At 74.1% G+C, this 13,451-nt stretch carries 11 protein-coding genes; 7 read left to right on the top strand and 4 right to left on the bottom strand.

The features are described from left to right. Positions 1-190 precede the first annotated feature (190 nt). The 7 genes from IEX22_RS09410 (at position 191) to IEX22_RS09380 (ending at position 9,945) form a co-directional block, all read left to right on the top strand. The gene (locus tag IEX22_RS09410) at positions 191-1,144 is read left to right on the top strand and encodes an ABC transporter ATP-binding protein (RefSeq protein ID WP_229659912.1); all 954 of its coding nucleotides are present in this window, start codon (positions 191-193) and stop codon (positions 1,142-1,144) included. Then, the gene (locus IEX22_RS09405; protein WP_188668084.1) at positions 1,129-2,706 is read left to right on the top strand and encodes a transporter; all 1,578 of its coding nucleotides are present in this window, start codon (positions 1,129-1,131) and stop codon (positions 2,704-2,706) included. Before IEX22_RS09410 ends, IEX22_RS09405 begins: the two co-directional genes overlap by 16 nt. Positions 2,707-2,759: 53 nt before the next feature. Beyond that, complete coding sequence (locus tag IEX22_RS09400; RefSeq protein WP_188668083.1) at positions 2,760-4,499, top strand: CocE/NonD family hydrolase; 1,740 nt, start codon at positions 2,760-2,762, stop codon at positions 4,497-4,499. 9 nt (positions 4,500-4,508) lie between these two features. Beyond that, on the top strand, positions 4,509-4,826 hold the full coding sequence (locus IEX22_RS09395) for a DUF3039 domain-containing protein (protein ID WP_188668082.1): 318 nt from the start codon (positions 4,509-4,511) through the stop codon (positions 4,824-4,826). Positions 4,827-4,859: 33 nt separating this feature from the next. Continuing rightward, complete coding sequence (locus IEX22_RS09390) at positions 4,860-6,308, top strand: MFS transporter (RefSeq protein WP_188668081.1); 1,449 nt, start codon at positions 4,860-4,862, stop codon at positions 6,306-6,308. Between the two features lie 67 nt (positions 6,309-6,375). Then, positions 6,376-8,163: a DEAD/DEAH box helicase gene (locus IEX22_RS09385; RefSeq protein ID WP_188668130.1), complete on the top strand. Its 1,788-nt coding sequence runs from the start codon at positions 6,376-6,378 to the stop codon at positions 8,161-8,163. 111 nt (positions 8,164-8,274) lie between these two features. Continuing rightward, complete coding sequence (locus IEX22_RS09380; RefSeq protein ID WP_188668080.1) at positions 8,275-9,945, top strand: FAD-binding dehydrogenase; 1,671 nt, start codon at positions 8,275-8,277, stop codon at positions 9,943-9,945. 102 nt (positions 9,946-10,047) lie between these two features. Here IEX22_RS09380 and IEX22_RS09375 read toward each other — a convergent pair whose 3' ends face one another. From IEX22_RS09375 to IEX22_RS09360, 4 genes are all read right to left on the bottom strand, one after another. Further along, complete coding sequence (locus IEX22_RS09375) at positions 10,048-10,518, bottom strand: DUF3817 domain-containing protein (RefSeq protein WP_188668079.1); 471 nt, start codon at positions 10,516-10,518, stop codon at positions 10,048-10,050. Positions 10,519-10,610: 92 nt separating this feature from the next. Next, on the bottom strand, positions 10,611-11,417 hold the full coding sequence (locus IEX22_RS09370; protein ID WP_188668078.1) for an SDR family oxidoreductase: 807 nt from the start codon (positions 11,415-11,417) through the stop codon (positions 10,611-10,613). Beyond that, positions 11,414-12,040 (bottom strand): isochorismatase family protein, encoded by a 627-nt coding sequence (locus IEX22_RS09365; RefSeq protein ID WP_188668077.1) that lies wholly within the window; start codon positions 12,038-12,040, stop codon positions 11,414-11,416. The genes IEX22_RS09370 and IEX22_RS09365 overlap by 4 nt, the downstream gene beginning before the upstream one ends. Positions 12,041-12,087: 47 nt before the next feature. Then, positions 12,088-13,416, bottom strand: a complete 1,329-nt coding sequence (locus IEX22_RS09360; protein WP_188668076.1) for a nicotinate phosphoribosyltransferase — start codon at positions 13,414-13,416, stop codon at positions 12,088-12,090. Positions 13,417-13,451 lie beyond the last annotated feature (35 nt).

Below are 13,451 nucleotides of genomic sequence, written 5' to 3'. Positions count from 1 at the left end.
CGCCCGGTGCCTCCGACGGCTACGCCCGCGGAGGCACGTGAGTCAGCCGGTTTCGCCCGCGGAGGGTGCTCTGTGAGCAGGGCTTTCGGGCGGACACCGCTGACTCACGATGGGTGGTGGACCCCGCTCCTGGTGCCTCGTCCGGTGCAGGCTCCACACCGGGCGGCACCGCCCGCTCTAGGCTGAGGCCATGGACGACCGCGCCGCCCACCCCTCGACCGAGCCGACCACCGCTCCGATGACCCAGGCGGTCACCGAGCCGACCGCCGCTCCGACCACCCACCCCGGGCCGGCTGCCGGCCGCGAGCCCGGCCGGGAGGATCCCGCCCCACCCGATCAGGCCCGTCCGCTCGGCCCCTGGGCGCCGCTCGCCCCGGAGGGCCCGGAGCGGGACCGGCTCGCCCTGTCCGTCCGCGGACTGGTCAAGGTCTTCGGGCAGAAGGTCGCCGTCAACGGCATCGGCCTGGACGTGCCCGCCGGCTCCTTCTACGGACTCGTGGGCCCCAACGGCGCGGGCAAGACGACGAGCCTGTCGATGGCGACGGGCCTGCTGCGCCCGACGCAGGGCAGCGTGCTCGTACGCGGTGTCGACGTCTGGGCCGACCCGCTGCGCGCGAAGCGCATGCTCGGCGTGCTGCCCGACGGCGTGCGTCTCTTCGACCGGCTCACCGGCGAGCAACTGGTCACCTACGCCGGGCTGCTGCGCGGGATGGACAAGGCGACGGTGGCCGAGCGCGTCGGAGACCTGATGACCGCGCTCGACCTGACCGCCGACGCAGGCACCCCCGTCGTCGACTACTCCGCCGGCATGACGAAGAAGATCGCCCTGGCCGCGGCCATGATCCACGCCCCCGCCGTGCTCGTGCTCGACGAGCCGTTCGAGTCGGTGGATCCGGTGTCGGCGGCCAACATCCGGCAGATCCTCCACTCCTACGTGGGATCCGGGGGCACCGTGATCGTCTCCAGCCACGTGATGGACCTCGTGCAGCGGATGTGCGACCACGTCGCCGTCATCGCGGGTGGCAACGTGCTCGCCGCGGGCACCGTCGACGAGGTGCGCGCCGGTCAGAGCCTCGAGGACCGCTTCGTCGCCATGGTCGGCGGCCGCAGCTCGGGGGAGGGCCTCTCGTGGTTGCACATCTGATCCGGCTCAAGACGCAGCTGCTGGTCAACGGGCTCAAGCGCAGTCCGTGGCAGATCGTCGGCCTCGTCCTCGCCGGCCTCTACGCCCTGTTCCTGCTCGGCCTGATCGGCGCGGGACTGGTGGCGCTGCGCTTCGCCGAGCCCGACGTGGCCGGCGCCGTCGTCGTCATCGGCGGGTCCGTGCTCGTGGCGGGCTGGGCGCTCGTCCCGCTGGTCGCCTCGGGCGTGGACATGACGCTCGACCCCCGCCGGTTCGCGACCTACGCCGTCCCGGTCACCGCGCTCGTGACCGGGCTCGCCGTCGCCTCCCTGATCGGCGTGCCCGGCATCGTCAGCGCCATCCTGTCCCTGCTCAGCGTGGTTCCGCTCGCGCGGGACCCGCTCAGCGCCGTCGCGGCACTGGTCGGTGCGGTGATCGGCCTGTTCACGTGCGTCGCGGCGTCCCGCGTGGTGGCGACCGCGCTGACCGGGCTGACCAGCTCCCGACGGTTCCGTGACGTGGCGGGGATCGTCGCCTTCATCCCGCTGATCCTGCTCGGGCCGATCATCGGCTCGGTGGCGTCCCTCGCGGACGAGAACCCCGACCTGCCGGCGCTGCTGGCCCGGACGGCGTCGGTGCTCGGCTGGACGCCCCTGGGCGCGGCCTGGGCCATCGGCGCGTCCACGCTCGCGGGCCGGCCCGGTGCGGCCGTGCTGCAGGCGCTCATCGCCCTGGCCACCCTGGGCGTGCTGATGGCGATCTGGCGTGCGACGCTGGCCCGGGCGTTGGTCAACCCGCCCGCCTCCGGCGCGGAGGCGCGAACCGGTGGCCGCCTCGGCTTCCTCGGCTCCGCCGACGGCCGGGTCGCCTCCGTCGCGGCACGTTGCCTGACCTACTGGTTCAAGGACCCCCGCTACGGCGGCAGCCTCGTCGTCGTGCCGCTGCTGCCCGTCGTGTTCTGGTTCGTCGGGCTCCAGGCCGATGACTTCACCCTGATGCTGTGGACCGGCCCCATCGTGGCGTTCCTGCTCGGGTGGAGCATCTCCGCGGACATCTCCTACGACAACACCGCCTTCTGGCTGCACGTGGCGTCCGGGCTGCCCGGGACGGCGGACCGCTGGGGCCGGGTGATCGCCTGCCTGGTCATCGCCGTGCCGTTGCTCGCCGTCGTCGTCCTCGCGCCCGTGGCGATCAGCGGCCGCTGGGACGTGCTCGCCCCGCTGGCCGGCGCGAGCGCCGGCGTCCTGCTGACCGGCCTCGGCCTGGCCAGTGTCGTCTCGGCGCGGTGGGTCTATGCCGTGCCGGCGCCGGGGGAGAGCCCGTTCAAGTCGCCGCAGGGCGCCGGGATGCTGCCCATGATCGTCCAGTTCGCCGGGATGGGCGTGCTCGCGGTGCTGTGCCTGCCGGCCCTCGCCCTGTTCGCGGTGGCCCTGGTCGGCGGATCGGCGCTGGCCGGCTGGCTGGCGCTGCTGGTCGGTCCGGTGCTCGGCGTGGTGTTCCTGCTGCTCGGCGTGCGGATCGGCGGTCGCTGGTACGACCGGCGCACCCCGGAGCTGTACGCGCAGGTCGCGGCGATCCGCTGAGGGCGGTCCGGCGTCAGGGCCGGTGCGATGCAGACCCACGACGAAGGAGAGCCATGAGCGAGCCGGTCGAGTACCTGTTCCGCGGTCCGCGCAGCACGCCGGAGTCGCGCGCCGGCCGGCCCCCACGGCCGCACGTCGAACGCCGCCCGGGCATGGTCATCGAGCGGGACGTCGCCGTGCCGTTCGGCGACGAGGGACACGTCCTGTACGTGGACGTCTACCGGCCCGACACCGACGTGCCGGCCGCGCCACTGATCAGCTGGTCGCCCTACGGGAAGCACAATCCGGCGCCGATCGGGCAGATCTACCCGAACGCCGGGGTGAAGCCGGAGTGGACGTCCGACCTGACGACCTTCGAGGCGCCCGATCCGGAGTACTGGCTGCCGCACGGCTACGCCCTCGTGCTGGCCGACTGTCCCGGCACCTGGTACTCCGAGGGCCGCGCCACCTACCACTCGCCGGAGGAGGCGCGGGCGTTCGCCGACCTCGTCGAGTGGGCCGGCACGCAGCCGTGGAGCGCGGGCAAGGTGGGGCTGTCCGGGGTGTCCTACCTCGCCAGCCTGCAGTGGCGGGTCGCGGCGCTGAACCCGCCGCACCTGGCGGCGATCAACCCGTGGGAGGGGTGGAACGACACCTACCGCGAGGTCGCCCGGCACGGCGGGATCCCGGAGACCTCGTTCTGGCCCTACATCTGGGAGCGCTGGGGCGCCGGCACGACGGAGATCGAGGACCTGGAGGCCGAGACCGCCGCGCACCCCTTCTTCGACGACTTCTGGGCGTCCAAGGTGCCCCCGCTGGAGGACATCCGGGTGCCGGCCTACGTCGTGGCCAGCTGGGCCGACCAGGGCTTGCACTCCCGCGGCACCCTGGAAGGTTTCCGCCGGATCTCCTCGGAGCGGAAATGGCTCGACGTGCACGGCCGGAAGAAGTGGGCCTACTACTACGAGCCGGAGCTGATCGAGCGCCAGCGGGCGTTCTTCGACCACTTCCTGCTGGACCGGCCGGACACCGGCATCGACTCCTGGCCGCGGGTCCGCGCCGAGGTGCGCGACGCCTACTACCGGGGCACCTGGCGGGACGCGGAGCAGTGGCCGCTCGAGGACGTCGAGAACCGGCCGCTGTACCTGCGGGCCGGCGACGGCTCGCTCGGCTGGGAGGCGTCCGACGTCGTGGAGGAGGTCGGCTACGACGGGCTCGGCAGCGGGCTGGCACCCCGCCGGGCGACCTTCGCGATCACCTTCCCCGAGGCGGTCGAGCTGGTCGGCCACATCAAGGCGGCGCTCTGGGTCTCGGCCGAGGCGGCCGAGGACATGGACGTGTTCGTCGCCCTGTTCAAACTCGACACGCAGGGCCGGCAGGTCGGCTTCCCCTACTACGGCCAGTTCGAGGACGGCCCGGTCGCCGTCGGGTGGCTGCGGGCCTCCCACCGGGAACTCGACGCCGAACGGTCCACGGACGCCATGCCGGTGCTCGCGCACCGACGGGAGTTGCCGCTCACGCCGGGCGAGCCGACCCGGATCGACGTCGAGGTGTGGCCCTCGGGCACCCGGTTCGAGGCGGGAGAGACGCTCCTGCTCGTCGTCCAGGGCAGCGACGTGATGCGCTATCCGGAGCACCTCACCTTCGCCCGGCACGGGCGGACGGTGAACGTCGGCCGCCACGTGGTGCACACCGGCGGGCGCTTCGACTCGCACCTGCTGGTCCCGGTGCTGCCGGCGCGGGACCGACCGCCGGCGGGTCCGGACCGGTGTGGTCCGGGCGCTGCCCGGGGTTCTGTCGGCACCCCCGCGTAGGATGGCGTCATGTCCCTCCCCAACGATCCCTTCCCGCCCGCCGGCGACCCGTTCGCCGAGCCGTCCCGTCCCGCCGGTGGCACCGCGACCATCGAGCGTGAGGAGCAGCGCGAGGAACTCGAGCCGGGCGACCGCGAACGCTTCTCCCATTACGTGCGCAAGGAGAAGATCATGGAGTCCGCCCTCTCGGGTGAGCCCGTGATCGCCCTGTGCGGCAAGGTGTGGACCCCCGGTCGGGACCCGCAGCGCTTCCCGGTGTGCCCGCAGTGCAAGGAGATCTACGAGGGCATGCGGCCCGGGGACGACGACGAGGGCCCCGACAACTGATGCGCGGGCGTCGCTGATGCGCCCGCACCCCGCGTGACGACCGGCCGGCAGGCCGGCACCGGCGACGCCGGCGTCCCCGCCGGTGCTCCGCCCGCGGGATCGCCGCTGGCGCCCCCGCACCGGGCGCTCACCGTCGGCCTGCTCGCGATCGTCGCCTGCTTCGCCTTCGAGGCGATGGCCGTGACGACGGCGATGCCCGTCGTCTCGGCCGATCTCGGGGGTGCCGGCGCCTACGGGCTGGCCTTCTCGATGTACCTGACGGCGTCGCTGGCGGCCACCGTCCTGGCCGGCTCCTGGTGCGACCGGGCCGGCCCGGCCCCGGCCATGCTCACCGGCCTGGCCCTGATGACCGCCGGCCTGCTCACCTGCGCCCTCGCCGGCGACTTCGTCCTGCTGATCCTCGGGCGCGCGGTGTCCGGCGCGGGCGGCGGTCTGATGATCGTCGCCGTCTACGTGCTGATCGGGATCTGCCTGCCGGAGCGGCTGCAGCCGCAGCTGTTCGGCTGGATGTCGGCCGCCTGGGTGCTGCCCTCGCTCGTCGGCCCGCTCGCAGCGGGGCTGCTCGCCCAGCTCGGCGCCTGGCGGGCGGTGTTCGCCGCCGTCGTGCCCGTCGTGGTCGTCGCCGTGGTGCTGATCCGGCGGCAGCTGCGGGCGGCCGGCGCCCCCGCCGCTCCCGAGCTGACCGGGGCCGCGGCCCGCCGCCGACTGGTGGCCGGCCGGGTCCTCGCCGCGGCGGTGCTGGCTGCTCAGGCCTCGCTCACCGTCGCCGTCACCGCGGCGACCGAGCCGGCGGCGCCCGCGGGCGCGGTGCTGCCGACGGTGCTCACCGGGGCCACCGTGGTGGTGGCCGCCGCCTCCCTGCGGCGGCTGATGCCGGCGGGGTTCTTCCGTTTCGGCGCCGGGCTGCCCGCCGTGATGTGGGCGCGCCTCGGCCTGTCCGTCACGTTCTTCGGGGCCGAGGCGTTCCTGCCGCTGATGCTCACGACCGTCCACGCCGCCCCGCCCGCCGTGGCCGGGCTGACCCTGACGACGGGCGCCGTCGGTTGGACCGCGGGCGCCTTCTGGCAGGCGCGCACGCGGGTGCCGCCGCACCGGCTGATCGCCGTCGCGGCGACCCTGCTGGTGGGGTCGATGGCGGTGATGGCGGCCGTGGTGACCGGACCCGTGGGGCTGGGGGCGGCTATGATCGTCTGGGCAGTCGCCGGATTCGGCATGGGCGTCGGCACCTCCGTCGCGGGGGTCCTGACGCTGCGCTACTCGACCTCCGCCGACCGCGGCGTCAACGCCTCCTCGATGCAGCTGGCCGACCAGCTCGGCGGCGTCGTGGGCACCGCGGGGGCGGGCGCGCTGTTCGGCGTCGCCGTCGCCCGGAGTGCCGGAGCCGATGCCGCCGGCGGATTCGTGCTCATGTGGGTCGTCCTCGCCGCGCTCGCGCTCGTCGCCGTGGCGGCGGGACTGCGGACCGGTCTGCGCGCCGCCTGAGGCGGCCGGCCCATCGGATGTGGAGAAAGGAAGCAGCCGCGCGCGGATGACACCGCGCGGCACCGTGATGAACGAATCGCTCTTCGAAGCCCAGGCCGACGCGGGGGCGTCGCTGCCCCCCGCCTATCCCGACCGCGCCGCGTGGGGCACCGCGCAGAAACTGCGCGCGTGGCAGGCCGAGGCGCTCGAGAAGTACTTCGCCACCAATCCACGGGACTTCCTCGCCGTCGCCACCCCGGGCGCCGGCAAGACGACCTTCGCGCTGCGTCTGGCGGCCGAGCTGCTGGCCCGGCGCACCGTGCGCCGCATCGCCGTCGTCGCCCCCACCGAGCACCTGAAGCGGCAGTGGGCCGACGCGGCCGCCCGCATCGGCATCGCCCTGGACCCGAACTTCAAGAACGCCGACGGCCGGCACGGCGACCACTTCGTCGGCGTGGCGCTGACGTACGCGCAGGTCGCCAGCAAGCCCATGCTGCACCGAGCCCGCACCGAGGCGGCCAACACGCTCGTCATCCTCGACGAGGTGCACCACGGCGGCGACGCCCTCTCCTGGGGCGACGGGCTGCGCGAGGCCTTCGACCCCGCCACCCGGCGCCTGTCCCTGACCGGTACCCCGTTCCGCTCGGACACCGCCCAGATCCCGTTCGTCGAGTACGCCGAGGACCGCGACGGCATCCGCCGCTCCCGCGCGGACTACTCCTACGGCTACGGCCCGGCCCTGAAGGACCACGTCGTCCGGCCCGTCATCTTCATGGCCTACGCCGGGCAGATGCGCTGGCGCACCTCCGAGGGCGAGGAGATGGCGGCGAACCTCGGGGAGGGTGCGACGAAGGACATCACCGCCCACGCCTGGCGGACGGCGCTGAACCCCGAGGGGGAGTGGATCCCCTCCGTGCTGGCGGCCGCGGACCGGCGGCTGACCGAGGTGCGGCGCACCGTGCCCGACGCCGGCGCCCTGGTCATCGCCACCGACCACACCGACGCCAAGGCCTACGCCGCGATCCTCAAGCGGGTCACGGGCGAGCCGGCCACCGTGGTGCTCTCCGACGACAAGGCCGCGTCCCGGAAGATCGAGGAGTTCACCGAGTCGGACCGCCGCTGGATGGTGGCGGTGCGGATGGTGTCCGAGGGCGTGGACGTGCCGCGGCTGGCGGTCGGGGTGTACGCGACGTCCACCTCCACGCCCCTGTTCTTCGCCCAGGCCGTGGGCCGTTTCGTGCGTGCCCGCAAACGCGGCGAGACCGCCTCGGTGTTCCTGCCCTCCGTGCCGGCGCTGACCGACCTGGCGAACCAGATGGAGCTCGAGCGAGACCACGCGCTGGACCGGCCGGTCGCCACCGTCGAGGTCGAGTCCGACGAGATGCTCGATGACGCGGAGCTGGCCGCCGCCAACCGGGAGGACCGCGCGTCGGACTCCCTGACGAAGGCGAAGTTCGAGGCCCTGGAGTCACAGGCGTCGTTCGACCGCGTCCTGTTCGACGGCAGCGAGTTCGGCACGGGCGGCGAACTCGGCGGCGAGCACGAGCAGGACTTCCTCGGCATCCCGGGGCTGTTGGACGCCGACCAGATCGGTGACCTGCTGCGGGCGCGGCAGGCGGAGGAGCTGCGCCGGCAGAAGTCCACCCGCCCCGCCCCGACCGGTCCGGCGATGCCCGACCACCGGATGCTCAAGGACCTGCGCAACCAGCTGGCGAAGAACGTCTCCGCCTGGTCCGCACGCTCGGGCACCCCGCACGGCGTCATCCACGCCGAGCTGCGGCGGCTCTGCGGTGGCCCGCCGGTCGCCCAGGCCAACGCGGCCCAGCTCGAGAGCCGCCTGGCGAAGCTGCAGAACTGGTTCATCGGCCGGACGTGACCCGCTCTTCTGCGCCAGGTCGTCAATTGATGTCGCATCCGGGCCCGAAACGGCCCCGACGTGTGCATCTATTGACGAGCTGGCGAGAGGGGGGTCGAGGATGATGGCAGCATGCATGCCGACGTCGTCATCATCGGGGCCGGGCTCGCGGGCCTGACCGCCTGTCACGAGCTGGTCGCCGCCGGCCGCCGAGTCGTGGTCCTGGAACAGGAGAACGAGCACAACCTCGGCGGCCAGGCGCACTGGTCCTTCGGCGGCCTGTTCCTCGTCGACACCCCGATGCAGCGCCGGCTCGGCGTCAAGGACTCCGCCGAGCTGGCCTGGCAGGACTGGACGGGCAGTGCCGGCTGGGACCGGTTCGGAGGGCAGCATCCCGAGGACGAGTGGGGTCGGCGCTGGGCGCGGGCCTATGTCGAGTTCGCCGCGGGCGAGAAGCTGGCCTGGCTGCGGTCCCTCGGCGTCTCCTTCACGCCCGTGGTCGGCTGGGCCGAGCGCGGCGACGGCCGGGCCGGAGGCCACGGCAACTCGGTGCCCCGCTTCCACCTGCCCTGGGGCACCGGCACGGGCGTCAGCGGCCCCTTCGCGCAGCGCGCCCGCCGGGCCGCGGCCGACGGCGCGATCCGGCTGCTGTTCCGGCACCGGGTGGACGAGCTCGTGGTCACCGGCGGCGCGGTGACCGGGGTGCGCGGCACGATCCTGGCCGACGACGACGCCCCGCGCGGCGTCTCCTCGACCCGCGAGCCGGCCGGGGACTTCAGCATCACCGCGGACGCCGTCGTCGTCGCCTCCGGCGGCATCGGGGCGAACCACGACGCGATCCGCCGCTGGTGGCCCGAGCGGCTCGGCACCCCGCCCGCGCACCTGATCACCGGGGTGCCCGCCCACGTCGACGGCCGCATACTCGAGGCCACCGCCCGCGCCGGTGGCCGGCTGGTCAACCGGGACCGGATGTGGCACTACACCGAGGGCATCGCCAACGGGAACCCGATCTGGCCCGGCCACGGGATCCGGATCCTGCCCGGCCCGTCGCCGCTGTGGTTCGACGCGCTCGGCCGGCGGCTGCCGTTCCCGGCGCTGCCCGGCTACGACACGCTCGCTACGCTGCGGCACCTGCGCACGACGCCGGACCTGTCCGAGCACAGCCACTCGTGGTTCGTGCTCACCCAGAGGATGATCGAGAAGGAGTTCGCCCTCTCCGGTTCCGAGCAGAACCCCGACCTGACGAACCGCGACCTCAAGCTGCTGGTGAGGACCCGGCTGGGCCGCGGCGCGCCCGGTCCCGTCGAGGCGTTCAAGCGGCACGGAGAGGACTTCGTCGTCGCCGACACGCTGGACGAGCTGGTGCGGAGGATGAACGGGTTGACCGGGACGCCGCTGCTCGACGTCGGCGGCCTGCGTCGGCAGATCGTCGAGCGGGACGCGCAGCTGGCCAACCCGTTCGCCAAGGACGCGCAGGTGGTGGGGATCCGCAACGCGCGCCGCTTCCGCGGGGACCGGCTGATGCGGGTGGCCACCCCGCACCGCGTGCTCGACCCGGCGGCCGGCCCGCTGATCGGCGTCCGGCTGCACGTGCTGACGCGCAAGACGCTCGGCGGCCTGCAGACGGACCTGGCCGGCCGCGTGTTGGACGGCACGGCCAGCCCGATCCCGGGACTGTACGCGGCGGGGGAGGCGGCCGGCTTCGGCGGCGGCGGCCTGCACGGGTACAACGCGCTGGAAGGGACGTTCCTCGGCGGCTGCCTGTTCACCGGCCGCACGGTCGGCCGGGCACTGGCGCGCTAGCGATCCCGCGATCCCGCCAGGTCGTCACTCGATGTCCGATCCAGGCGGATGCAAGCGGTTGCGTCGACATCTATTGACGAGCTGGCGGGGGCGGGGGCGCCGTCAGCCTCGGGGGACGGGTGGGCCGACGACGAGCAGCGCGGCGAAGACGGCGAGCACGACGACGGCGCCGATGACGACGGTCGCCACCGGCCGGCGCAGCGTCGCGGCCAGCAGGCGTTCGACGCCGGTGCGCGGCGCCTCGCCCGTCCCACCAGCGCCCGGACCCAGCCGCCACCGGTCGGCCAGCAGCCCGCGGCGCTCGGCGGAGCGCTCGAACGGCAGCGTGGCGTACGGGATCACCGCCGAGGCCAGACCGAGCGCCGCCCGAGCCGCCGTCCAGCGGCCGTCGATCGCGACGTACACGGTGGCCGCCACGTAGGCCAGGAACGCCAGGCCGTGCAGCCCGCCGCCGATCCGCACACCGAGCTCGGTGGTCGCCGTGACGTACTTGAGCACCATGCCGATCAGCAGCAGGGTCCAGGTGACCGCCTCGATCAGCGCGAGACGGCGGAACAGGGTGCGGGGACTCACGAGCGAACTCCAGGGGTCGGGGTGCCGGCCGGCAAGGTCGCCGACAACGCTATCGGAGCAGGCTGGACGCCCGGTGTGCTCGGCCGCCGATCTCAGGCGTGGTGCCGGGCCGCCCACTCGGCGAACGTGCGCCGGTCGATCCGGGCGTCGGGTGGCGGCAACAGGCCCCCGGTCCGCAGCGCGCGCCGCGGCATCGGCACGGTCGCGACCGCCGGGGTCCCGCGCGCCTCGGCCAGCCGGCGGGCCATCGCGCCGGTGTCCATCACCTCGGGTCCGGCGACGTCGACCGTGCGCGCCGCGCTCGGCGGGCCCTCGTCGACCATGTCGGCGATCGCCTCGGCGACGGCGTCGGCGGCCACCGGCCGCACGCGCATCACGGGCACCACCGCCAGCGGGCCGATCCGGATCTGGCGCAGCAGCTGCTCGGCGAACTCGAACCACTGCGTCGAGCGCAGGCTGGTGAAGCCCACGTCGGTGCCGAGCAGGCGGCGGCGGTAGACGTCGTCCTGCGCGGCCTTGCCGGCGTAGTAACCGAGCGCCGACCGCAGCGCCGGCTCGGTGACGTTGACGATGGACAGGCAGACGACGTGGCCCACGCCCGCGGTCCGGGCGGCGTCCGCGATCCGCGTGGCCGTGCCGGTGAAGAAGTCCACGGCGGGCCCGCGCCGCGTGGTCGCGATGTTCAGGCAGTCCACGACGGCGCTCGCCCCGGCGAACGCCTCGGCCAGGCCGGCGCCCGTGGTCGCGTCGACCCCGGTCGCCCGGCTGACGCGGACCACCGCGTGGCCGCGGGCGGCGAGCTGCTCCGCGGCGCGGGTGCCGAGCAGACCGGATCCGCCGAGCACGACGACGCGGCCCCCGCCGTGGCCGCTCCCGTTCGGGTTCGCGTCGGCGGTCACGGGGTGGCCCCGGCGTCGGGATCGCCCGCGGCACCACTGCCGCTGCCCGCGCCGCTGTCGGTGACGGTGACCCCGGCGGCGGTCAGCTCGGCCAGCGCCCGCGCCGTCGAGTCCGGCGCCACCCCGGCCGCGAGGTCGGCGAGGACGGAGACGGCGAACCCGGACCGGGCGCCGTCCAGGGCGGTGGCACGCACGCAGTGGTCGGTGGCGATGCCGGCGACGTCGAGCGTGTCGATGTCGCGCTCGCGCAGCCAACGGGCGAGGTCCTCCTCGGAGCCCGGCTCGCCCGTGTGCCCCTCGAACCCGGAGTAGCCGTCGCTGTACTCACCCTTGTGGAACAGCGCGTCGATGGCGCCGGCGTCCAGCGCCGGGTGCAGGCCCGCACCCTCCGTGCCGGCGACGCAGTGCACGGGCCAGCTCGTGACGAAGTCCGGGTGCTCCGAGAAGTGGGAGCCCGGGTCGATGTGCCAGTCCTGGGTGCCGACGACGACGTCGTACGCGTCCCGGTGGTCGCGCAGGTGGGCGGTGATACGGGCCGCGACGGCCGCGCCGCCCTCGACCGCCAGCGCGCCGCCCTCGCAGAAGTCGTTCTGCACGTCCACGACGATCAGTGCCCTGCCCATGCGTCCTCCTCGGATCCGGTCCGGAGCTGCTCGGTGGCCGCGAGACGTCAGTCGGTCTCCACGACGGTCGGGATCACCGGCTCGCCGCGGGACATCGACTGCACCGCCCGCGGCAGTTCCGCCCGCGCAGCGGCGTGGTGCGCGGCGGCGCGGGTCACGCCTTCGGGCCCGGTCCAGCCGTCCTGCAGCTCGCCGTCGACGATGAAGTCGCAGGTGAGCGGTCGGTCGTCGCCGTCGTTCTCGGGCCTGCCGCCGATCCGCACCACCTCCGCGGTGGCGACGCCGTCCTCGTCGAGGCGGCGCAGACCCCACTTGTCCCCACCGATCGACACCTTGTCCTTGGACGCCTTGGCCACGTTCACCCAGCGGCCGTCGTCCCCCTGCCGGGCGACCAGCTTGTACACCATGGACGCGGTGGGCACGCCGGAGCCGATCACCAGCTGGGTGCCGACGCCGTACGAGTCGACCGGTGCCGCGGCGAGGCCCGCGATGGCGAACTCGTCGAGGTCCGAGGTGACGGTGATCCGGGTGTCCCGGTTGCCGAGGGAGTCGAGCAGGTCCCGCACCTCCCGGGCCTGGACGGCCAGGTCACCCGAGTCCAGGCGCACCGCGCCCAGCTCGGCGCCGACGAGCCGGACCGCGGTGCGCACGGCCGCCTCGACGTCGTAGGTGTCCACCAGCAGCGTGGTGTCGTGGCCCATCGACTCCAGCTGGGCGGCGAAGGCCTCCTCCTCGCTGTCGTGCAGCAGGGTGAAGGAGTGCGCGGCGGTGCCGATCGTGGTCAGCCCCCAGCGGCGGCCCGCCTCCAGGTTGGAGGTGCCGGTGAAGCCGGCGATGACGGCGGCGCGGGAGGCGGCGACGGCGGCGTCCTCCTGGATCCGGCGGGCCCCCATCTCCAGGCACGGCCGGTCCCCGGCGGCCAGGGTCATCCGGGAGGCGGCGGAGGCGATGGCGCTGTCGTAGTTCAGGACCGAGAGCAGATACGTCTCCAGCAGGCACGCCTCGGCGAACGTCCCCTCGACGGTGAGGATCGGTGAGTTCGGGAAGTACATCTCGCCCTCGGCGTAGCCCCGCACGGATCCGGTGAACCGGTAGTCGGCGAGGAAGTCGAGGGTCTGCCGGTTCACGACGCGCGTGGACTCGAGGAACGCCAGCTGCTCCTGCCCGAACCGGAAGTCGGCGATCCCCTCGAGCAGCCGCCCGGTCCCGGCGACGACGCCGTACCGCCGCCCGGTCGGCAGCCGGCGGGCGAACACCTCGAACACCGAGCGGCGATGCGCGGCGCCCGAGTGCAGGGCCGCCTGCAGCATGGTCAGCTCGTAGTGATCGGTGAACAGCGCCGTGCTGGGCCGGCGCGCGGGGGTGGCCTCACTCACGGGTCCACCCTAGGTCACCGGCCCACTACCATGGA

Source organism: Tersicoccus solisilvae (assembly GCF_014643255.1).
GTDB lineage: Bacteria > Actinomycetota > Actinomycetes > Actinomycetales > Micrococcaceae > Tersicoccus > Tersicoccus solisilvae.
Note: the sequence above shows the minus strand (reverse complement) of the source record. Positions and strands in the feature narration are given on the sequence as shown.

What these genes read in the sequence shown, in the direction of transcription:
- IEX22_RS09395 (WP_188668082.1), top strand. Translation starts at nt 4,509, where the DNA reads ATGTCCCTCCCCAACGATCCCTTCCCGCCCGCCGGCGACCCGTTCGCC.
- IEX22_RS09380 (WP_188668080.1), top strand. Translation starts at nt 8,275, where the DNA reads ATGCATGCCGACGTCGTCATCATCGGGGCCGGGCTCGCGGGCCTGACC.
- IEX22_RS09400 (WP_188668083.1), top strand. Translation starts at nt 2,760, where the DNA reads ATGAGCGAGCCGGTCGAGTACCTGTTCCGCGGTCCGCGCAGCACGCCG.
- IEX22_RS09410 (WP_229659912.1), top strand. Translation starts at nt 191, where the DNA reads ATGGACGACCGCGCCGCCCACCCCTCGACCGAGCCGACCACCGCTCCG.
- IEX22_RS09385 (WP_188668130.1), top strand. Translation starts at nt 6,376, where the DNA reads ATGAACGAATCGCTCTTCGAAGCCCAGGCCGACGCGGGGGCGTCGCTG.
- IEX22_RS09365 (WP_188668077.1), bottom strand. Translation starts at nt 12,040, where the DNA reads ATGGGCAGGGCACTGATCGTCGTGGACGTGCAGAACGACTTCTGCGAG.